This is a genomic window from Paraburkholderia sp. ZP32-5 (assembly GCF_021390495.1).
Lineage (GTDB): Bacteria > Pseudomonadota > Gammaproteobacteria > Burkholderiales > Burkholderiaceae > Paraburkholderia.
Genome location: NZ_JAJEJP010000001.1, coordinates 198,774 through 220,914 on the forward strand (window position 1 = coordinate 198,774; position 22,141 = coordinate 220,914).

Here is a 22,141-nt window from a genome sequence, read left to right on the forward strand (position 1 = left end):
GGCAACGAACCCACCGCGCAAGACACGGCCGACAAAACCCCAGACGAAACCGCCAGCGAAACAATCCGCGAAACAACGCACCCCGATCGCGCCCGTTTTACAATCGAAGGTCAGGTCAGCCGACAGTCACGGAACACCATGTCACTCCATTCGAAGAAAGAGCAGATTCACACGTTGCGAGAGCAGGGTTTTGTCGTCGTGCCAGGACTCGTGTCGCCCGAGCGTTGCGACGAACTGAAGCGGATCGCGCAGCAGCAACTGCGCGAAGCGGCGGCGCCGATCGAGTTCGAAGCGGATTTGCAGTATCCGGGCGCGCCGTCGTCGAAGGATGCGCCGGGTGGGCATACGGTGCGGCGTCTGCTCGACGCGTACGGTCGTCATCCGGCGTTCGCGCAATGGGCGACCGCGCCGGAAATTCGCGGCTGGATGGAGTTGTATTTCGGCGAGGAGCCGCGTCTGTCGCGCGCGCATCACAACTGCATGATGACCAAGCATCCGGCGTACGGCAGCTTGACCGGCTGGCATCGCGACGTGCGCTACTGGTCGTTCGAGCGCGACGATCTGGTTTCCGTGTGGCTCGCAGTCGGGCCGGAAACAGTCGATAACGGCGCGTTGTGGTTCGTGCCGAAATCGCATAGCGCCGCGTTCACGTCGGACCGTTTCGACGATGCGAAATTTTTCCGCGCCGATCTCGCCGAGAACGAGGCTGCGATCCGCACCGCGGTGTCACCCGAGTTGAAGGCCGGCGACGTGGTGTTCTTCCATTGCAACACGCTGCACTCGGCCGGCAAGAATCTCAGCGATCAGGTGAAGTTCTCGCTGGTGTATACGTATCACGGCGTGAGCAACGTGCCGTTGCCCGGCACGCGTTCGGCCGCCAAGCCCGAGATCGCGTTCTAGGCTGACGGACAGCGGCGGCGTTTGTCCGCCGCCTGTTCCGTCCGTTCATGAATGAGATCGAACGCGAAGAAGCAGGCGGCAAACGTGCAACAAGCACGCAAGCACATGACGACAGGCGTCAGCGCTTCCTCCCCGACAACACCACCCCCGTCAAACCGGCCAGCGTCGCGACGACGCCCGCCACGATCAGCATGATCGCCTTGTTGCTCGGCGAGCCGGTAAAGAAACGCGACACGTCGCTGCTTACCGAATTGAACGCCTGGCCGCCGAAATACAGCAGCACGATACCGCCGACAATCAGCGCGATCGAAATCGCTTTCGTCATTTAATTCTCCCTTCTGCCTGAATCGGCCAGAGTGTAGGCGAGCCTTTCGCGCTCGTCTATCCCGCATACTGGGTGCCTGCAAGCGTCGCGTCGATTGGCTACCATAGCGGTCTGGCCGCACCCAACAATAAATCTCCGAAGCAGCACGCCTCCGCAACGCGCGATTCCTCATGCCCGCAACCGCCGGGCGATTTCATCGACAAGGACACTAGCAATGGCTTACGAAGCAGCTTCAGAACGCTATTCGGACATGCAATACCGCGTTTGCGGCAAGTCGGGTCTCAAACTGCCGGCGCTGTCGCTCGGCCTATGGCACAACTTCGGCGACACCACGCCGATCTCGACACAACGCGACATCCTGCGCACCGCCTTCGATCTCGGCATCACGCACTTCGATCTGGCGAACAACTACGGGCCGCCGTACGGCAGCGCGGAAACCAATTTCGGGCGTCTGTTCAACGACGATTTCCGGCCGTATCGCGACGAACTGCTGATCTCGTCGAAAGCGGGCTGGGACATGTGGCCGGGTCCGTACGGCCAGGGCGGCGGCTCGCGCAAGTACGTGCTCGCTAGTCTCGATCAGAGCCTGAAGCGCATGGGCCTCGACTACGTCGACATCTTCTATTCGCATCGCTTCGATGCGAACACGCCGCTCGAGGAAACCGCGGGCGCGCTGGCGAGCGCGGTGCAACAAGGCAAGGCGCTGTACATCGGCATCTCGTCGTATTCGTCGGCGAAGACCCGCGAGATGACGAAGCTGCTCGCCGAGTACAAGGTGCCGCTGCTGATCCATCAGCCGTCGTACAACATGCTGAACCGCTGGATCGAGCGCGACCTGCTAGATACGCTCGATGAAGTCGGCGCGGGCACGATTGCATTCACGCCGCTCGCGCAAGGGCTTCTGACCAGCAAGTATCTGAACGGCGTGCCGGCCGATGCGCGCGTCAACAAGGCGGGCGGCGGCTCGCTGAAGCAGGAGCATCTGAGCGACCAGAACATCGAGCACGTGCGCAAGCTCAACGACATCGCGCAGCGGCGCGGTCAGAGCCTCGCGCAAATGGCGCTCGCATGGGCATTGCGCGATCAGCGCGTGACCTCGGTGCTGATCGGCGCGAGCCGCGCGGAGCAGGTGCGCGAGAACGTCGGCGCGTTGAAGAATCTCGCGTTTTCGGCGGATGAACTGGCGGAGATCGATCGCTTTGCAACCGAAGGCGGGATCAATCTATGGGAAAAGCCGTCGACGGATCAGGCGATCTGATCGCGTAACGGACTATCCGCGAAAGTAGTGGACAGACAAAGCCGCACGCTAAGCGTGCGGCTTTTTTGTGGGCGCTCGGCCGCTATACGAGCGCCGGCAGACCCTCGACCAGCGCCACCGCGAACATCACGCCGATCAGCGCGCCCAGCACGCGCAACGCGTTGTGCCGCAGCTCCGTCTTGCAAGGCAGTGCGCCGACGAACAGCGCGCCCGCCAGCGCCATCGGAATGACCAGGATGAAGTCGCCGATCGTAAAGTACGTCGTCATATTCGTCTCCATTTTTTCTGGCGAGGGCTGCGGTCCTGAAATCATGTAGAGCCCGCGCTCGTTTCGAGTATAGGAGACCGCTGCGCGAACATCTGCGCGTCACATCGCGCGGCGGCGCTTATTCGCAAAGCGCTGAACGCGGCTGGGCGGGGAATACGGCGATTGGCGCGTCGCAGCAAATGAAGCAAAAACTATGAAATGCCCGCTTACATGTGACTTACGTTTTGCCGCGAATCCATGCGGGGTGAGTCGTACGGACGGATGCCTCGCGGCGTATGGTTGGCACGCGGCACGCGGATTGGTACACCTTGAATTTCGCGACGCGATAACGCGCAACATGTCTGTGATTCCGGCCGTGCCGCGCAAACCCCGAGCAACTCAAACGCAACCGTCACGCGAGTCGATCACGCTTGAATCGTTCGACACAGCGGGCTATTCGCGCCCGCGCAAACGCATCGCCGCGAGCAGGCCGATCACGAGCAGCATGCCCACCAGTCCGACCACGCCATTCCAGCCATGCGTGGCCCACACATGCCCGCCATACGAGCCGATCACGCTCGAGCCGAGGTAATACGCAAGCAGATAGAGCGCGGCGGCCTGCCCCTTCGCGTCTTTCGCGAGTCGTCCGACCCAGCCGCTTGCCACCGAATGCCCGGCGAAAAAGCCGAAGGTCAGGCACGCGATGCCGGCTGCGATCGCCGCGAGCGGATGCAGCATCGTCAGCGCGAGGCCGAACATCATCAGCAGCAGGCTCGCGGTCAGCACACGCGCGCGGCCGAACGTATCGGCCATGCGCCCGGACCACGGCGACGCAACCACGCCAGTCAGATAGACGATGAAAATCGCGCCGATCTCGGTCTGATTCAGGCGATAGGGCGGCGCGAGCAGCCGGTAGCCGATGTAGTTGTACAGCGTGACGAAGCTGCCCATTAGCACGAAGCCGAGCAGAAACAGCAGCGGCAGCCCGGGCCGCGTGAACTGCCGCAGCAGCGCGGCGCGGTGATGCGCGAAGCCGAGTCCGCGGCGTGGCACGAAGTGGCGCGACGGCGGCAGCAGCGCGCGAAACGCGAGCATCGACAGCAGGCCGAGCACACCGATCGTGCCGATCGCGACGCGCCACGAAAACAGATCCGCGACGACACCGGTAATCACGCGCCCGGCCATCCCGCCGATCGCCGTGCCGCCGACATATAAGCCCATCGCAAGACCGAGGCCGTCGGGATGCACTTCCTCGGCGAGGTAGGCCATCGCGACGGCGGGCACGCCGCCGAGCGCGAGCCCTTCGAGAAAGCGCAGCACGAGCAGCTGATGCCAATGCGGCGCGACCGACACCGCGAGCGTCAGCAGCGCCGACACCGTCAGCGACAGCGTCATCAGCTTGTGGCGGCTCCAGCCCTCGGAGACGAAGCCGGCGACGAAAATCGCGAGCGCGAGCGCGGCGGTCGACAGTGACAGCGACAGGCTGCTTTGCGCGGGCGTCACGTTGAACGCATCGGAGAACGACGGCAACAGCGGTTGCACGCAATAGAGCAGCGAAAACGTCGCGTAGCCGGCGAACAGCAGCGCGATGCTCGCGCGCCAGTACGCACGTGAGCCGCGTTCGAGATAGGGGATGTCCGATACGGCGCGGGCGCCGGAGGAAGCAGCCGGGGCTGTGGTGGGAGAGGGAACGGCAGAAGCAGTCCGCTGGGATTCCGGCGGCAAGGTCACAACACAACTCCTTGAATGACACGAATACGAACAGGCGACGAAAAAGCGCGAGAAAGAGAGCGCAAAAGGTGTTAAGGATACGCTGAAAAACCGATGCGGAGCGGTGGCGCGTGCAGGCCACGCGAACCACACAAAACCACCCTAACCCCGCCCCGCCACCCCACTAGCCGCCACCGGCGCCGCCGGATGCACGATCTCCTCATCGCCCGGCAGCGCCGATGCATCCCACCCGCCGCCGAGCGCCTTCACGAGCGCGACGCTCGCGGCCATCCGGCGGCGCGCGATCGAGACCGCGTTGCGCTCGTTCGTTAGCGTGGTCGTCTGCGCGACCACGACGTCGAGATAGGTGATCGCGCCGTTCCGGTAGCGATCCGACACGACCGCGAGCGAGCGTTGCGCGGCGGCCACCGCCTCGTCCTGCGCGGCCGCTTCCTGTTCGAGCACGCGCAGCGCGGCGAGGTTGTCTTCCACCTGGCCGAACGCGTTCAACACCGTCTGCCGGTATTGCGCGACGCTCTCGTCATAATGCGCGCGCGCCTGTTCCTTGACGGCCGCGCGTCCGCCGAAGTCGAGCAGCGTGCCGGCGAGCGTCGGTCCGAGCGACCACAGCCGGCTCGGCGCGAGCAGCCACTGGCTGTAGTTGGTAGCTTCCAGCCCGCCCGTCACGGCCAGCACGAGGTTCGGGAAAAACGCCGCGGTGGCGACGCCGATCTGCGCGTTCATCTCGGCGACGTGCCGTTCGGCCGATGCGATGTCGGGCCGCCGTTCGAGCAGTTCAGACGGCACGCCCGTCGCCGCGACGACCGGCACGGCGACGAGCGGCGCGACCGGCAGCGTAAAAGTAGACGGCGGCTGGCCGATCAGGATCGCGATCGCATGTTCGAGTTGCGCGCGTTGCACGCCGAGATCGAGCGCCTGCGCCTCGGTGGTCTTCAGTTGCGTTTGTGCCTGCGCGACGTCGGCGTCGGTCGCGATGCCGCCCGCGTAGCGGTGCTGCGTGAGTTCGAGCGCTTCCCGATAGGCGTTGATCGTGTCGTCGAGCAGTTGACGTTCCTGGTCGAGTCCGCGCAGTTCGAAGTAGTCGGTCGCGAGTTCGGCCTGCATCGACAGCAGCGCGGCGTCGACATCGGCGGCGCTCGCTTGTGCGCCGGCCTTCGCGCCTTCGACGCTGCGCGACACGCGGCCCCACAGGTCCGGTTCCCACGACGCGTCGACCTGCACCAGATAGTCGTCCAGCGCGAGCCCCGCGGTCGATTTATGCAACACGTTCGCCGACGTCCGCGTGCGCGAGTACTGGGCTCCGGCGGTCACGACCGGGAAGAATTCCGCGCGATATTGCGCGACGGTTGCGCGCGCCGCGCGAAAGCGCGCTTCGGCGGCCTGCACGTCCTGGTTCGCGCTTGCGACCCGCGGTTCGAGCGCATCGAGCGCCGGGTCGCCGTAGATCCGCCACCAGGCGCCGCGCGCGAGCGTATCGGCGGGCTGCGCGGGTTTCCAGCCGGTGCCGTCGAGTTCGCGATAGGTGGCCGGCGCGACGGCGGTGGGTTTCACGTAATCGGGGCCGACGGTGCAGGCCGCGAGCGAACCGGCGAACAACAACGGCAAAGCGCAGGCACGTAGTGCGGTGTCGAGCGAAGGACGTTGCGAGGTGCTGGTCGATCCGCGCGCGTCCGCGTCTGAGTCCGCGAGCACGAGTGCCGCGCGAACTGAAACTCGCGCAGACAATCGCGCGAATACCGATGCGCTTGCCGACGCGACCGCCGCTCGACGCAAAACCGGCGTCTTCATGATTGCTTCCTTGCGTCCGGATTGGCTCTGGCCGGCAACGCCGCCATGCCGACTACGCAGGCCACGCTCGTCGCGCTCATCGCACCACTCACACCATTCGCTGCACTCGCACCCGCCGAACCATTCGCCCCAGCCGCTCCCGAAGCCCCTCCGCCTTCCGCCCCACGCGGCACGATCCGCACCGGCGCGCCATCGACGATCGAATCCTGTGGATTCACGATCACCTGCTCATCGCCGTGCAGCCCCGACACGATCGCAACGCGCGTGCCGAAGTCCGTGCCGAGCGACACCGGCAGCAGCTTCACCCGGTGTTGTGCATCGACGGTCGCGACTTTCACACCGTCGGGTCTGAATAGCAGCGTATTACCCGGCAGCGTGTACGGCGCCGCGCCCGCGCCAAGCTCGAAATGCACCTGCGCGTAAGCACCCGGCAACAACTCACCGCCGCGATTGTCGACATCGACTTCGACGAGCATCGTGCGCTGCTGCGGATCGACCGCGCCCGCGGTGCGCGCGACCGTGCCCGGATAGTGTCGCGACGGCGTCTCGGTCAGCGTCAGATACGCGCTCTGTTGCGCACGCACCTGCTGCGCGTACCCTTGCGGCACGTTCACGTAGACACGCAGCCGGTCCGCCTGCGCGACATGAAATAGCTCCTTCGCGGGACCGCCCGAACTGCCCGCGTCGATCAACGCGCCGACGTCGACGTTGCGCGCGGTCACGGTGCCGTCGAACGGCGCATAGACCTTCTGGAACGACTGCGTTTTCTCCAGACGCGCAACGTTGAAACGCGCGGCGTCGAGCGTGGCTTTTTTCGCGAGCATATCGCCGACTTTCTCATCGGTTTCCTGTTTCGACACCGACTTGGTCCTGAGCATTTCGGTCCAGCGATCGGCGGTGCTTTTCGCGAGCGCGTAGTTCGCATTGGCGTTCGCGAGATCGGCGCGGGCAGCGCGCAACTGGTCGTCGACTTCGGGCGTGTCGATTTCGGCGAGCAACTGACCGTTCTTCACGTGCGCGCCGATATCCGCGTACCACTTCTTCAGATAGCCGTTGGTGCGCGCGTAAATCGGCGTGTCGAGAAATGCCTGCACGTTGCCGGGCAGCACCAGATTGAAGCCGCCCGACGATTTGCGCGGCAGCACGACTTCGACGCTCATCTGGCTCGTATGCTCGGCCTCGCGTTCGAGCGCCGCGTGCGCATCGCGGCGCGACCAGATGCCTTGCGCGGCAACGGCCAGTATCGCGATGGCCGCGACGATCACGAGCCAGCGCGTGCGCTTGGGCTTCGCGCGATCGCCCGAATCCGGACCCTCTGGACGTTGCGCTTGCATCAAGCTTCCCCTCTGTCGATCGGAGCTGGCGTTTTAGTGCTCACTCCGATCTCATCAAAGATTTTTCTTGTCGAGACTGGCGGGCCATCGTAGACGCTGCCTCTTATGTGATCGCGGCGCATGCAGTGCGTATTGCTCGTATCGCACGCATTGCATCCACCCGCTGCGGCCCTCATCGCGCGCGTGATGTTCATGGCTTGCCCACCACATGTTCCGCCGAACGCTGGCGCCGTGCCGCGAGCCGCCGATAGATCATCGAGAACACGACCGGCACGAAGATCAGCGTGGCCACCGTGCCAACCGTAAGACCGCCGATCACCGCGCGCCCGAGCGGTGCATTCTGCTCGCCGCCTTCGCCGAGACCGATCGCCATCGGCACCATGCCGATCACCATCGCGAGCGCGGTCATCAGCACCGGACGGAAGCGCGTAAAGCCCGCTTCGATCGCCGCGCGCGTCGCGTCGCCGTGCAGCAGCAACTGCTCGCGCGCGAAGCTGATCACGAGAATCGAGTTCGCGGTTGCGATGCCGATACACATGATCGCGCCGGTGAGCGCCGGAATCGACAGCGTGGTGTGCGTGACGAACAGCATCCACACGATGCCGGCCAGCGCGCCGGGCAATGCGGTGATGATGATGAACGGATCGAGCCACGACTGGAAATTGACGACGATCAGCAGATAGACGAGCAGCACCGCGAACAGCAGACCGGCGAGCAGACCCGAGAACGACTCGTTCATCGTCTGCACCTGGCCGCGCAGTTCGATCGTCGAGCTTTTCGACAAGCCGGCTTTCGATTCGTCGATGATCCTGCGGATGTCGTCGGACACGCCGCCGAGATCGCGGCCGTCGGCGGTGCCGAAAATATCGATCGTGGTCTGCGCGTTGTAGTGCGTGAGCACCGCGTTGCCGGCGTCGCGGTGCATCGTCGCGAGCGAGCCGAGAATATTGGTGCGGCCGTTCGCATTCAATGGGATGTTCTCGAGCGATTGCAGCGAATCGATCGTGTATTGCGGTGCTTCCGTGATCACGTTGTAGCTGACGCCATTGTGCGGATTGAGCCAGAACGTCGGCGTGGTCTGCTGGCTGCCCGACAGCGTAATCAGCAGATCGCTGGCGATATCGCGCTGCGAGAAGCCGGCCTGTTGCGCGCGCGTGCGATCGACATCGATGAAGATACGCGGCAGATCGGCGGGCTGCTGGATGCGCGCATCGACGAGACCCGGCACCGTGCGCAGACGGTTCAGCAGCGTCGCGGCGAACGCGCGATTGGCCGCGACTTCACGACCGACGATCTGGATGTCGATCGGCGACGGCATGCCGAAGTTCAGCGTCTGGCTGACGATATCGGCGGGCAGAAACGCGAACTGCACGCCGGGGAATTCGTCGCTGAGCGTGCGCCGCAGCGTGCGCACGTAGCCGGCGCTCGGATGATGATCGGGATTCAGCGTGATCAGGATGTCGCTATCCGACGTGCCGATCGTGCCGGTATTGCTGTACGACAGATTGATACCCGACACCGGCAAGCCGATGTTGTCGATGATCGAATGCAGCTCGCCGGCGAGAATCAGCTGACGGATGCGCGTGTCGACGCGATCGGTCAGCACCGCGGTTTCCTCGACCCGCATACCGGTTTTCGCGCGCATATGCAGCGCGATCGTGCCGGCATCGACGGCCGGAAAAAAGTCGCGGCCGATAAACGGCAGCAATAGCAGCGACGCACCACAGCAAACCAGAAACAGCGTGACGAAGAGACCGGGCCGCGCGACACGCGCTTCGAGAAACCCGCGATAACGCTCGCGCAAGCTTGCAAAGCCACGCTCGAATGCATAGTGCACGCGCATGAACGGATTGCGCGTTGGCATAGGAGTGTGATGCGCATCCGCCGCTTTGTTGTGGTGATGGCGCAGCAGATAGTTCGCCAGCGTCGGCACCAGCGTACGCGAGAAGACATACGACGCGAGCATCGCAAATACCACGGCTTCGGCGAGCGGAATGAACAGGTAGTGCGCGACACCCGTCAGCAGAAACATCGGCACGAACACGATGCAGATCGCCAGCGTCGATACGAGTGTCGGAATCGCGATCTGATGCGCGCCGTCGAGAATCGCCTGCTCGAGCGTCTTGCCCTGTTCGAGCTGATGACTGATGTTCTCGATTGCAACGGTCGCATCGTCGACCAGAATCCCGACCGCGAGCGCGAGGCCGCCCAACGTCATGATGTTGATCGTCTGACCGAGTGCCGACAGCGCGATGATCGACGTGATCATCGATAGCGGAATCGACACCGCGATGATCAGCGTTGCGCGCCAGTTGCCGAGAAACAGCAGAATCATCAGACCTGTCAGGCACGCGGCGATCAGCGCTTCACGCAGCACGCCCTGCACCGACGCGCGCACGAACAGCGATTGATCGGCAACGGGGTCGATATTCAGCGACGGCGGCACCAGATTGCGCAACGTCGGCATCATCGTCTTGATGCGATCGACGATGTCGAGCGTCGACGTGTTGCCGCTCTTGTTGATCGTCAGCAGCGCCGCGCGCTGGCCGTTCACGCGCACGATGTTGGTCTGCGGCTGATAGCCGTCGCGCACATGCGCAACATCGCGGATATAGATGGTGCCGTTCGCGGTGCTGCGAATCGGAATGTTGTTCAGGCCTTCGAGCGAATCGGGGCTGCCGTTCATTTCCACCGAGTACTCGGTCGAGCCGATTTTCGCGGTGCCGGACGGCAGAATCAGATTCTGCGCGGTGACCGCGTTGACCACGTCCATCGGCGACAGATTGCGCTCCTGCAACTTGCGCGAATCGATATCGACCATGATTTGCCGCTGCTTGCCACCATACGGCAGCGGCGCGGATGCGCCGGGCACGGTCGCGAGCTGTGTCTTCAGGAAGTTATTGCCGAAGTCGTAAAGCTCCTGCTCGGTCAGCGACGCCGATGACAACGCAAGCCGCAAGATCGGCACCGTCGACGCGTTATAGCGCAGGATGTTCGGCGGCGTGATGCCGGGCGGCAGCGAACGCAATTGCGTTTGCGAGAGCGCGGTCACTTGCGCGAGCGCTTCGTCGATGTTCGCGCCCGGCTGGAAAAAGATCTTGATTACCGAAATGCCGTTCAGCGACGTCGATTCCGTGTGCTCGATATCGTTGACCGCGACCGACAGTCCGCGCTCGTAATTGAGCGCGATGCGCCGTTCCATTTCGTCGGCGGGCAAGCCGTTGTACGACCAGATGACCGACAGCACCGGAATGTCGATGTTCGGGAAGATGTCGGTCGGCGTGCGCAGGATCGTCAAAGGCCCGACGATCAGCAACAGCAGCGCCAGCACGATGAACGTATAGGGCCGCCGCAGCGCGAGACGAACGATCCACATGGCTAGTGCCGGTGGGTGAAATGAGCAACGGCGCGGCGAGGCATGCGGCACAGCGCGCGCGTGCCGTGTGTTTTGCGTGCGCCGCGAACGCGAGTGCGTGGCGACGCGGCGCTCGTATCAGGCAGATCGTTGTGGCAGCGCACGTTTTTGATGTCTCCCCCCGGCAGGGTTTATGATGGACTTCATTACGACGGCTCACGCCGAGATCATCGGCCGTGCGCAGCGTAATTGGAATAGGGCGAAACGACTGGTGAATGTCATCTATTCGCGCTTCCAAAGGCCCCGCAAAACGGGAACAATGACTCGAACCTCTTTCGCGCAAGGCGCGCGGCGGACTGGGTGCGTTAGCAACGTTAGTGGCGAAGCGGCGCTTTTTATCATCACCTCGACCGGCGTGAATTCATAAAGCCGGCTAAGGGAAACGGGGAAATATCATGCAAGTCGGTTCCATTGTCCGCTCGGTACATATCGCCGTGCCGCAAGGTGCGCGCGGAATCGTCATGCGCATACTCGGCGACATGGCGATGGTGGCGTGGTATGCCGGTGAACCCGGCGCATCGCAGCAACTGAACACCGAACCCTTTTTCCTCGAAGATCTGATCGATACCGGTGATCTGATACGTCCGGCCGGTGCGCAAACGCATTGAACACCGCTGGCATTACAGATGTGTGTGCAAATCGTAGTCTTTATGTAAGGGAGGATTAACGCTTGCGCTTCCCTGTGCTTCTTTTTGTGCTCGCGGCGAGCCGCGCATAGGCTCACATCGTGAGCGGTCGCTCTCGTCTTTAACGACGGCGCGGCGCACAATGCGGGCATGAACGACACCACTCCCGACATTCCCAATCCCGAGGCCGGCGCGAACAGCGCCGTGCCGTTTGCCCGCCTCACACCGGAAACCGTGCTCGACGCGCTCGACGGCGTACTCATGACGGCCGGCGTGCGTACCGACGGCCGTCTGCTGCCGCTCAACAGCTATGAGAATCGCGTGTACCAGGTCGGAGTCGAAGACGGGCCGCCCGTGGTCGCGAAGTTTTATCGTCCGGCACGCTGGAGCGATGCCGCGATTCTCGAAGAACACGCGTTCGTCGCCGAGCTGGCGGCGCGCGAAATTCCCGCAGTGACCGCTCGCGTGCTGGATGGCCGCACGCTTCATTCGTTCGATGGTTTCCGCTTCTCGGTCTTCGAGCGGCGCGGCGGCCGCGCGCCGGATCTCGACCGGCGCGACACGTTGGAGTGGCTGGGGCGTTTCATCGGACGCATTCATGCGATCGGTCAGACGCAAAGCTACACGGAGCGGCCCACGCTCGATATCCAAACCTTCGGCTACGAGCCACGCGACTTTCTGCTCGCGCAGCGTTTCGTTCCCGACGATGTGCGCACTGCGTGGGAAACCGTCGTGAACCTCGCGCTCGAAGGTGTCTCGCATGCGTTCGACCGCGCGGGTGAAATTCGCTCGCTGCGTCTGCACGGCGACTGTCATCCGAGCAACGTGCTGTGGACCGACGCGGGCCCGCACTTCGTCGATTTCGACGATAGCCGCATGGGCCCCGCGATTCAGGATCTGTGGCTGCTGCTGCCGGGCGAGCGCGCCGACGCATCGCGCGCGCTCACCGATCTGCTTGCCGGCTACGAGGACTTCTGCGAGTTCGAGCCGCGCGAACTTTATCTGATCGAAGCGCTGCGTACGCTGCGGCTGATTCACTACCAGGCGTGGCTCGCGCGTCGTTGGGACGACCCGGCGTTTCCGGCCGCGTTTCCGTGGTTCAACACGCAGCGCTACTGGGAAGACCGCATTCTGGAGATGCGCGAGCAGATCGGCGCGATGCAGGAAGGGCCGTTGTGGCCGGTTTGAATTGCAGCAGCGCAGGCACAGGCGCACGCGCACGTGCACGCGTCCCATCACGGCGACTGCGACACCACACTCGACGACTCCACCAGCGTCGATCTGACGATTACCTCGGCGCGCACATCGCGCCCGATCGCTTCGATCGCGGGCTGCATCCGCGTGAAATCATCCGGTGTGCAGACGTCGCTATCGAAATGAGTCGTGCCGTCGCGCGTCATCGTCACGACGTTGTTGCGCGCATCGAACGTGTACTGCGATTCGAAATCGACGAAGCGATCCTGCGTGCGCTTCGGCTCCGGCATATCGAGCACGCGGAAATTGGCCGGCAGTTCGATGCGCGCGCGTTCGTGCATCGCGAGGTTGTGGCACACGAACGGCTGCGTGCGCTTACGCTCGCCGAGCCAGTAGCGGGTGTCCGCCTCGACGCCGCCGCCCAAGCTCGTGATCGCCGGGATCGACGCCGTCATGCCGGTCACGACGAGGCTCTCCAGCGTGCCTTTCATCGTGAGCGTGAGCGGCCCGTCGGCCGCGCTCAGATCGCTGGTCGTCAGTGTCGCGGTGCCACGCAGATTCGCGTTGCGCAACTCGGCCTGAATCGATTCCTCGCGTTGCGCGGGCGTTTGCATACGCAATCGCGCACGCGCCTGTTCGGCGTAAGGCCCCGCGTCCTGCAGCCGATACGTGAAGCTCGCCGAGCCATCGGGTTCGATCCTGATCGCGAGGTCGGTGCTGCGCGTCATCGGCGCGGTGGCGGGTGTGCGCGCGAGCACGCCATCGTCGACGAGCACCGTCGGCCGGTTCATGTCCGATGGAGGCAGAAAGCCGAATTCGACGTCCGACGCGGTCGAATCCGCATACATCTGCAGATCGGGCAGCCACGTAATCACATGATTGATCACGCCATAGCCGGGCACGCTCGGCAGCGTATAAATCGTGCCGCTGCTGATCAGCGCGGGCTCGTTGCGCACGCCGACCGCATCGAGCAGCGCGCCATAGAGCGCGACGTGATCCTTGCAATCGCCATAGCGGTTCGCGAGGATCGCGCTCGCGCGATGCGGCACGACCGCGCCGCGTCCGACGTTGATCGCGACATAGCGCACGTTGCGGCGTACCCAGTCGTATAGCGTCTTCGCCTTGTCGCGCGGCGTATGGTCGTGGGCGGTGAGCTGGTGCGCGAGTTGTGTCAGTGCGGGCTCGTGCGCGCCGGGGTCTGCCGCCGAGTCGCGGTAGGATGCGGCGAACGCGGCATAACTCGGGAAGGTCGACACCATCAGCCGGTCGCCATACGACACATACGCGACCGAGCCGCGTTCGAGCCGGTCGAAATGCGCCTTGTCGTAGCGGAATTCGTAGCGCGTGCGGCCATCGCGCGTGCTCGGCGGCAGCGCTTCGAAGCCGCGTGCGTCGGCATAAAGCGGCTTGTCGGAGGGCAGATCGTAGATCAGATGGAAGTCGCGCGTCGGCGCGAGATCGGGCGGTGTGAAGTCGCTGAACTGACCCGGCACGATCGGCTGGCGCTGCGTCTTGCGATAGGTCAGATGAACGCGCGCGCCCGGCTCGACCGCCGGAAACACGATCGCCTTTTCCTGGATGTCCTGGAACATCGGCGCATTGAACGAACGGGCTTCCTGAACGTCGTGGATCTGCTCGGGCTGCACGTCGTGACGCTTGCCGTCGGCGCTGATCGTATAGGCCTCGATCACCTGCACGTCGGCCATATTGCGGTTGAACCACACGTATTGCTGCGCCACGCGCTCGACGCCGGCCTCGTTGTTCACGCGCAGCGTCAGCGCATCGAGCTTCGAATACGAGCCGTCCGCGTTGACGGTGAAGGTCTGCGTCTCGCCTTCGTTGGTGTAGGGGTCGTCCAGTTTGACCGGCGCGCTCGCGCTCGCGACGTGCATGCCGCACAGGCAGCCCACCGAGACAAGACGGATCAGCAGAGAGAGTCGCATGACGGGCGATATCCGAACGATCGACATTGACGGGGTCGCCAGTTAGAGTCGGTTCGCGCGGTGCGGATGTCAAGCGGCTGGCGCGCATTCGGCGGAATCCGGATTATTCGCGCATCGGCCCGCACAACCCGTTTGTCGCGAGGGCGAGCGTGCGCGACGCTCACCCTCGCTCGTCGGGCAGTCAATCACCGGGCGCTAAATCAGCAGGCACTACACGCTGCAAGCCGCTCCACCCGACGCCGCAATCTCCTGCGCTGCCTTTGCACCTTCGACCTGCAGTATCGTCGGCAGCGACACGCCGTTCTTCGCGGCCGTCACCTCGGCGAGGATCGACACCGCGATTTCAGGCGGCGTCCTGCTGCCGATATAGATACCGACCGGTCCATGCAAACGGGCCAGTTCGGCTTCGTTCAGATCGAACTCCTTCAGTCGCTCGCGGCGCGCCTGATTGTTCCGTCTCGACCCCAGCGCGCCGACGTAGAACGCCGGCGTCTTCAGCGCCTCCATCAGCGCGAGATCATCGAGCTTCGGATCGTGCGTGAGCGCGATCACCGCGCAGCGCTCGTCGAGCTTCATGTCGATCACCGTATCGTCCGGCATCGTGCGCACGATTTTCGTGCCGGGGATGTCCCATTCGTCGGTGTATTCCTCGCGCGGATCGCACACGGTGACCTGATAGTCGAGCCCGACCGCGATATGACACAGGTAGCGCGACAACTGCCCCGCGCCGATCACCAGCATCCGGTAGCGCGGGCCGTGGATCGTCAGCAGACGCTCGCCGTCGAAATGCACGCCGTCGGTGGCCTGCGCGTCGTCGAGCCGCACCGCGCCCGTCGCCATGTTGACTTCGCGCGCGACCAGCCGACCGTTCTCCACCGCATGGCAGAGTTCGCCGATGCCGCTGGTCGGCGTCAACGGTTCGAGCACGAGCTGGATCGTGCCGCCGCACGGCAGCCCGAAGCGATGCGCTTCTTCCGCCGTGATGCCGTACTTGACGGCTTCCGGATGCGTCTGTTCGATGCCCCGTTGCCGCACCCGATCGATCAGATCGTCTTCGATGCAGCCGCCCGATACCGAGCCGACCACCAGTCCGTCATCGCGTACCGCGAGCATCGCGCCCTCGGGGCGCGGCGACGAGCCCCATGTCTTCACGACCGTTACCAGTAGCGCGCGGTGACCTTCTTCCAGCCAGCGGGCGCTGGACTTCAGAACTTCGAGATCCACGCTGTCCATGATTTCTTTCCTTTCTTTTCTTCGCCGCCGGACTCGCCGTCCGCGGCTTGATTCGATTCCGTTTGCGCGGCCGACGCGTCACCGGACGGCGGGGCTTTCGCGTCATTGTCCTCGCCGCCGGAGAACTGTGCACTGAAGCGCTTGAAAAATTCGCCGGCAATCTTGCGTGCCGCGCCGTCGACGAGCCGTGAGCCGATCTGAGCGAGCTTGCCGCCGACCTGTGCGTTCGCCGTGTAGCTGAGCTTCGTCGCCGCGTCGCCGTCGGCTTCGAGCGTGACCTGCGCGTTGCCCTTCGCGAAGCCGGCGGCGCCGCCCTGGCCTTCGAAGACGATCGTGTAGGTGTTCGGCGCGTCGATGTCGGTCAACTGCATACGACCCTTGAAGCGCGCCTTGACCGGCCCGACCGCCGCGCTGAGCGCGACCAGGTACGCGTTTTCGCCATCGGGGTCGATGCTTTCGCAACCGGGGATGCACGCACGCAGAATTTCTGTGTCGTTCAACGCATCCCACGTTTGCTGCTGCGAGACCGGCAGCGTGTGAGTTTCGGCTAGTTCCATGAGCTTGCTCCAGCGAGTGCCTTCGCGGCCACGGCATGGCGAGGCGCGCGGGTGAGTTGCGCGAGATCGCGGCCGAATGCTGCGAGGCTATCCAGATTATGAACCGGACGATGCGCGTCGACATACGGCAGGATTGCCTGCACGCCGCGTGCCTTCGGCGCGAAGCCGCTGAAACGCAGCAGCGGATTGAGCCAGACGATGCGATGCGCGAAGCGCGCGAGGCGCGCCATTTCGGTATCGAGCACGTCGATCGCTTCGTGATCGAGACCATCGGTGACGAGCAGCACGGTCGCGCGGCCGGTCAGCACGCGACGTGCCCAGCGCCGGTTGAATTCGGCGAGCGCCGCACCGATACGCGTACCGCCCGACCAGTCGACCACCTGATCGCTGAGCGTCGCGATCGCGACATCGGGATCACGCTCGCGCAACGCGCGCGTCGCGTTCGTGAGCCGCGTGCCGAACAGGAACACCTGCAGGCGTTCTCGCGACTGCAGCAGCGCGTGGCAGAAGTACAGCACCGCGCGCGAGTAGTTGCTCATCGAGCCGGAGATATCGAGCAGCAGCACGAGTGGCGGCTTGCGTTCGACCACCGCGCGATATTTCCACACCATCCAGTCGCCGCCCGCGCGCACCGCGTGCCGCGCGCTCGCGCGCAGGTCCGCATGCGTGCCGTGCGAGGCGGCCTTCAGGCGGCGTGTCGGTTCGGTTGCGAGCGGCAGACGCTGGCCGCGAATCAGATGCCGCAGGCTGCGCCATTCGTCGGCGGTCAGCGTATCGAAATCGCGGTGACGCAGCCGCTCTTCGGCGCTGAACGTCATGTGCGCGTGCAACTCGTGCTGCTCGGTTTCCTGCTGCGGGTTCAGATGCGGCGACGGCGGCATGCGCACCGCGAGCGCATCGGCGAGACGGTTATTACGTTTGGGCGGCGGCAGGCCGTCGCGGACTTTCGGCAACAGCAGCGCGCGCAGCTTGCCTTCCCAGTCGGGATCGCGCCAGAACAGATCGAACGCAGCGTTGAACAGCTCGCGCTCGTCGGGCGCGGTGACAAGCAGCGCGGCGAGCGCCGCGCGCACGTCGTCGCGGCGGCCGAGGTCGATCCATTGCAACGCGGCGAGCGCATCGACGGCCTGCGCGGGCGACATCGGCAGGCCTGCGCCACGCAGCACGCGCACGAAGTGCACGACGTTGCGCGCGAGCATCGGCGCGCCGTCCGCCGATGCGGCGGCGCGGTTCGTGTTGCCTTGATCGTCCGTGCCGTCTCGATCTGCCATCTCCACTATCCTCAGGCCGACAGACACTGCGCGATCTGCGCGGTGTCCACGCGCGCGAGATCGTCCTGATACTTGAGCAGCACACCGAGCGTGTTCTGTACCGACTGCGGATCGAGTTCCGTCACGGACAGCGCTTCGAGCGCGCGGCACCAGTCGATCGTCTCAGCGATGCCCGGCGCCTTGAACAGATCCATGCCGCGCAGCCGGTGCACGAAATCGACCGCGCGCCGCTGCAATTGCGCCGATGTTTGCGGCGCGCGCGCGGCGACGATTTCGAGTTCGCGCTCGCGATCCGGATAGCCGATCCATTGATACAGGCAGCGGCGTTTCAGCGCGTCGTGAACTTCGCGCGTGCGATTCGACGTCATCACGACGAGCGGCGGCTGCGCCGCGCGCACGGTGCCGTATTCGGGAATCGATACCTGGAAATCCGACAGCAGTTCGAGCAGGAACGCCTCGAACGGTTCGTCCGCGCGATCGATCTCGTCGATCAGCAGCACGCGCCGCGCGCCGGGGTGATGTTCGTCGGGCAGCAGCGCCTGCAGCAGCGGACGCTTCAACAGAAATTCGCCGCGATACAGCGTGTCGTTGTCCGGGCGCTCGCCGGCCGCTTCGGCGAGCCGCAGCGCCATGATCTGGCGCGGGTAGTCCCATTCGTACAGCGCGCTCGCGGTGTCGAGCCCCTCATAGCATTGCAGCCGCAACAGCGTGGTGCCGAGCATGCCCGCGGCCGCTTTCGCGAGTTCGGTCTTGCCGACGCCGGGTTCGCCTTCGACGAACAACGGACGCTCCATGCGCAGTGCCAGATACAGCGCGGTCGCCAGTTCGCGGCTCGCGAAATAGCGTTGGGCGGCGAGTTGGGCGAGAGTGTCGTCGATGGAGGCCGGCTGCATGGTGGTCCTGGATCTGCGCGATGAGCTGCGACTCAAGCGCGACTGCGACTAAAGAATGACTGAAGCCTGGGCGCAAGCGCGAGGCACGAGCCGCGGAAAGTACGAAGCACGCCGCGCGCCCGATTGCGACGTGGGCGTGGGCGGACGAAGCCGGCTTGCGCGCGGCATCCTGTATCGATGCTCGATGCGCGGCAAGCCGCTCGTGTCAGCCGAAGAGGCTAACCGTTCGCCTTCGTCACCGCCCGCGCGGCGAGCACCGGAATCAGATGCGCGCGGTACTCGGCGCTTGCATGCATGTCCTCGTTCAACTCGCCGGACGGAACGCTGACCGCGCGGGCCGCATCGGGCGTGAAGTTCGCCGACAGCGCGCTTTCCAGCTCCGGCACGCGAAACACCGACGACGCGGCGCCCGTCACCGCAACACGCACGCCGCTCGCGAATTGCGCGACGAACACGCCGACCAGCGCAAAGTGCGACGCCGGGTTGCGGAATTTCTCGTACGCGGCGCGATCGGGCACCGGAAACTCGACGGCGACGATCAGCTCGTCGGGCTCCAAAGCGGTCTCGTACATGCCGACGAAGAAATCGGCCGACGCGATGCGCCGCCGATCGGTGACGATCGTCGCGTCGAGACCCATCGCCGCGGCCGGATAGCATGCGGCCGGATCGTTGTTCGCGAGCGAGCCGCCGATCGTGCCGAGCGCGCGCACCTGACGATCGCCGATATGGCCGGCGAGGTCCGCGAGCGCCGGCAGCACGCGCCGCACGTCCGCGTGATCGGCGACATCCGCGTGACAGACGGCCGCGCCGATCGTCACCGTTTGCGTGTCGACGGTGATGGTTTTCAGCGCTGGAATTCGCGTGACGTCGATCAGTTGCGACGGCTGCGCGAGACGCAGGCGCATCGTCGGCAGAAGGCTCTGGCCGCCGGCGAGGAATTTCGCTTCGCTGTCGGCGGTGAGGGCCGCGGCGGCCGCTTTCGGATCCGTCGCGCGTTGATACTCGAATGAATACATGTCGAATGCTCCGCTGAGGATCGATGGGTCAGGGTTGCTTGGCCGCGTGAATCGCGGACCACACGCGATGCGGTGTGGCCGGCATCTGCATATCGGTCACGCCTAATGGCGCGAGCGCGTCGATGATCGCGTTGATCACCGCCGGCGGTGAGCCGATCGCGCCCGCCTCGCCGCAACCTTTGACGCCGAGCGGATTGTGCGTGCACGGCGTGCCCTTCGCGGTCTCGACGGTGAAGTCGGGCAGATCGGACGCGTGCGGCATCGCGTAATCCATATACGAGCCCGACAGCAACTGGCCGCTGTCGTTGTCGTACACGCAGCGCTCGAGCATCGCCTGGCCGATGCCCTGTGCGAGCCCGCCATGCACCTGGCCTTCGACGATCATCGGATTGATCACGTTGCCGAAATCGTCGACCGCGGTGAACTGCTGGATGCGGCTCACGCCGGTGTCCGGATCGATTTCGATCTCGCAAATATACGCGCCCGACGGATAGGTGAAGTTGGTCGGATCGTAGAACGCGCTTTCTTCGAGACCCGGTTCGAGCACGTCGAGCGGATAGTTGTGCGGCACGTAGGCCGCCAGCGAAATTTCCGCGAACGCCTTGGTGCGGTCGGTGCCCGCGACACGGAACACGCCGTTCTTGAACTCGATGTCTTCGGCCGATGCTTCGAGCAGATGCGCGGCGATCTTCTTCGCCTTTGCCTCGATCTTGTCGAGCGCCTTCGAGATCGCCGAACCGCCCACCGCGATCGAGCGCGAGCCGTAGGTGCCCATGCCGAACGCGATGCGGCCGGTATCGCCATGCACGATCTCGACGCTTTCGAGCGGGATGCCGAGCCGCTCCGCGACCACCTGCGCGAAGGTCGTTTCATGCCCCTGGCCGTGACTGTGTGAACCGGTGAACACGGTGACGGAGCCGGTCGGATGCACGCGAATCTGGCCGACTTCAAAGAGCCCCGCGCGTGCGCCGAGCGCGCCGGCGATGTTCGACGGCGCGAGACCGCACGCTTCGATGTAGCACGAGTAGCCGAGGCCGCGCCGCTTGCCGTCCTTTTCGGATGCCTCGCGGCGCGCGGCGAAGCCCTTCACGTCCGCGAGTTCGAGCGCGCGCGTGAGGATCGCGTTGTAGTCGCCGGTGTCGTAGGTGAGGCCGACCGGCGTCGCGTACGGGAACTGCGTAATGAAATTGCGGCGGCGGATTTCCGCGGGATCGAGCTTCATGTCGCGCGCCGCGGCTTCGACCAGACGCTCGACGACGAAGGTCGCTTCCGGGCGGCCCGCGCCGCGATATGCATCGACGGGAACCGTGTTGGTGAACACCGCCTTCACTTCCGCGTAGATCGCGGGCGTCGCGTACTGGCCGGCGAGCAGCGTCGCGTACAGGATGGTCGGCACGCTGGAGGCGAACGTCGACAGATACGCGCCCATGTTCGCGATCGTGTGCACGCGCATCGCGAGGAACTTGCCGTTCTCGTCCATCGCGAGTTCGGCTTTGGTCACGTGGTCGCGGCCGTGCGCGTCGGACACGAATGCTTCCGAACGCTCCGCGGTCCATTTGACCGGCCGACCGATCTTCTTCGAGGCCCACGTAAGCGCGACGTCTTCCGCGTACAGGAAGATCTTCGAGCCGAAGCCGCCGCCGACATCCGGCGCAATCACGCGCAGCTTCGATTCCGGCAGCGACAGCACGAACGCCGCCATCAGCAGCCGCTCGACGTGCGGGTTCTGATTCGCGACGTACAGCGCGTAGCTGTCGTCCTGCGCCGAATAGTTCGCGTTGACCGCCCGCGGTTCGATCGCGTTCGGCACGAGCCGGTTGTTGACGATGTCGAGCGTGGTCACGTGCGCGGCTTTTGCGAAGGCCGCGTCGGTCGCGGCCTTGTCGCCGTGGCCCCAGTTGTAGCAGATGTTATCGGGCACTTCGTCGTGTACCGCGGCTTGTCCCGCGTCGGACGCGTGCGCGGTGTCGACCACGGCCGGCAGCACGTCGTAATCGACTTCGATCAGCTCGGCCGCGTCCTTCGCGGCCTTGATCGAATCGGCGATCACCAGTGCAACCTGATCGCCGACGTGCCGTGCCTTCGTATGCGCGATCACCGGATGCGGCGGTTCGTTCATCGGCTTGCCGTCGGTGCTGTGGATCAGCCAGCCGCACGGCAGGCCGCCGACGTTCTCCGCGGCGAGATCCGCGCCGGTGAAGATCGCGACGACACCGGGCGACTGCTTGGCCGCGCTCGTGTCGATGCGGTTGATTTTCGCGTGTGCATGCGGCGAGCGCAGGAACACCGCGTACGTTTGCTGCGGCAACACGATGTCGTCGGTGTACTGGCCTTTGCCAGTGAGGAAGCGATAGTCTTCCTTGCGTTCGACGGCGGCGCCGATCAGGCTCGGGGTATCGGGTGCGTTCAT

Annotated in this window: 17 protein-coding genes; 4 read left to right on the forward strand and 13 right to left on the reverse strand. The window is 64.6% G+C overall.

What is annotated here, in order from left to right; all coding sequences use genetic code 11:
* Positions 1 to 138: 138 nt before the first annotated feature.
* Positions 139 to 900, forward strand: coding sequence for a phytanoyl-CoA dioxygenase family protein (locus tag L0U82_RS00840; RefSeq protein ID WP_233827843.1), 762 nt, complete (start codon positions 139 to 141; stop codon positions 898 to 900).
* A 118-nt stretch (positions 901 to 1,018) separates the two neighbouring features.
* Here the strand turns inward: L0U82_RS00840 and L0U82_RS00845 are convergent, their stop codons facing one another.
* Positions 1,019 to 1,225, reverse strand: a complete 207-nt coding sequence (locus L0U82_RS00845; RefSeq protein WP_233827844.1) for a DUF3185 family protein — start codon at positions 1,223 to 1,225, stop codon at positions 1,019 to 1,021.
* 214 nt (positions 1,226 to 1,439) lie between these two features.
* Here L0U82_RS00845 and mgrA point away from each other — a divergent pair, with 214 nt between their 5' ends.
* The gene (gene mgrA / locus L0U82_RS00850) at positions 1,440 to 2,483 is read left to right on the forward strand and encodes an L-glyceraldehyde 3-phosphate reductase (protein ID WP_233827845.1); all 1,044 of its coding nucleotides are present in this window, start codon (positions 1,440 to 1,442) and stop codon (positions 2,481 to 2,483) included.
* 82 nt (positions 2,484 to 2,565) lie between these two features.
* Here mgrA and L0U82_RS00855 read toward each other — a convergent pair whose 3' ends face one another.
* From L0U82_RS00855 to L0U82_RS00875, 5 genes are all read right to left on the reverse strand, one after another.
* On the reverse strand, positions 2,566 to 2,751 hold the full coding sequence (locus L0U82_RS00855) for a hypothetical protein (protein WP_233827846.1): 186 nt from the start codon (positions 2,749 to 2,751) through the stop codon (positions 2,566 to 2,568).
* 432 nt (positions 2,752 to 3,183) lie between these two features.
* Positions 3,184 to 4,461, reverse strand: coding sequence for an MFS transporter (locus L0U82_RS00860; protein WP_233827847.1), 1,278 nt, complete (start codon positions 4,459 to 4,461; stop codon positions 3,184 to 3,186).
* Positions 4,462 to 4,602: 141 nt separating this feature from the next.
* Complete coding sequence (locus tag L0U82_RS00865; protein ID WP_233827848.1) at positions 4,603 to 6,249, reverse strand: efflux transporter outer membrane subunit; 1,647 nt, start codon at positions 6,247 to 6,249, stop codon at positions 4,603 to 4,605.
* Positions 6,246 to 7,583 carry an efflux RND transporter periplasmic adaptor subunit gene (locus tag L0U82_RS00870; RefSeq protein WP_233827849.1) on the reverse strand — a complete coding sequence of 446 codons (1,338 nt, stop codon included), beginning with the start codon at positions 7,581 to 7,583 and terminating at the stop codon, positions 6,246 to 6,248. The genes L0U82_RS00865 and L0U82_RS00870 overlap by 4 nt, the downstream gene beginning before the upstream one ends.
* A 190-nt stretch (positions 7,584 to 7,773) precedes the next feature.
* Positions 7,774 to 10,959: an efflux RND transporter permease subunit gene (locus L0U82_RS00875; protein ID WP_233827850.1), complete on the reverse strand. Its 3,186-nt coding sequence runs from the start codon at positions 10,957 to 10,959 to the stop codon at positions 7,774 to 7,776.
* A 434-nt stretch (positions 10,960 to 11,393) separates the two neighbouring features.
* Between L0U82_RS00875 and L0U82_RS00880 the strand changes: the two genes are divergently transcribed.
* Complete coding sequence (locus tag L0U82_RS00880) at positions 11,394 to 11,606, forward strand: hypothetical protein (protein WP_233827852.1); 213 nt, start codon at positions 11,394 to 11,396, stop codon at positions 11,604 to 11,606.
* Between the two features lie 168 nt (positions 11,607 to 11,774).
* The gene (locus L0U82_RS00885) at positions 11,775 to 12,812 is read left to right on the forward strand and encodes a serine/threonine protein kinase (RefSeq protein ID WP_233827854.1); all 1,038 of its coding nucleotides are present in this window, start codon (positions 11,775 to 11,777) and stop codon (positions 12,810 to 12,812) included.
* Positions 12,813 to 12,859: 47 nt separating this feature from the next.
* Here the strand turns inward: L0U82_RS00885 and L0U82_RS00890 are convergent, their stop codons facing one another.
* The 7 genes from L0U82_RS00890 to L0U82_RS00920 all read right to left on the reverse strand — a co-directional run bounded on the left by L0U82_RS00890 (position 12,860) and on the right by L0U82_RS00920 (position 22,141).
* Positions 12,860 to 14,761, reverse strand: coding sequence for a DUF3857 domain-containing transglutaminase family protein (locus L0U82_RS00890; RefSeq protein WP_233827856.1), 1,902 nt, complete (start codon positions 14,759 to 14,761; stop codon positions 12,860 to 12,862).
* Between the two features lie 210 nt (positions 14,762 to 14,971).
* Entirely contained in the window at positions 14,972 to 15,994 is a 1,023-nt protein-coding gene (locus tag L0U82_RS00895) for an XdhC family protein (RefSeq protein ID WP_233827858.1), read from the reverse strand.
* Positions 15,967 to 16,551 (reverse strand): CoxG family protein, encoded by a 585-nt coding sequence (locus tag L0U82_RS00900; RefSeq protein ID WP_233827860.1) that lies wholly within the window; start codon positions 16,549 to 16,551, stop codon positions 15,967 to 15,969. Before L0U82_RS00900 ends, L0U82_RS00895 begins: the two co-directional genes overlap by 28 nt.
* Entirely contained in the window at positions 16,542 to 17,750 is a 1,209-nt protein-coding gene (locus tag L0U82_RS00905) for a vWA domain-containing protein (protein ID WP_233833067.1), read from the reverse strand. The genes L0U82_RS00900 and L0U82_RS00905 overlap by 10 nt, the downstream gene beginning before the upstream one ends.
* A gap of 83 nt (positions 17,751 to 17,833) precedes the next feature.
* Positions 17,834 to 18,715, reverse strand: coding sequence for an AAA family ATPase (locus L0U82_RS00910; RefSeq protein WP_233827861.1), 882 nt, complete (start codon positions 18,713 to 18,715; stop codon positions 17,834 to 17,836).
* A 218-nt stretch (positions 18,716 to 18,933) separates the two neighbouring features.
* Entirely contained in the window at positions 18,934 to 19,731 is a 798-nt protein-coding gene (locus L0U82_RS00915) for an FAD binding domain-containing protein (protein WP_233827862.1), read from the reverse strand.
* Positions 19,732 to 19,759: 28 nt separating this feature from the next.
* The gene (locus L0U82_RS00920) at positions 19,760 to 22,141 is read right to left on the reverse strand and encodes a xanthine dehydrogenase family protein molybdopterin-binding subunit (RefSeq protein WP_233827863.1); all 2,382 of its coding nucleotides are present in this window, start codon (positions 22,139 to 22,141) and stop codon (positions 19,760 to 19,762) included.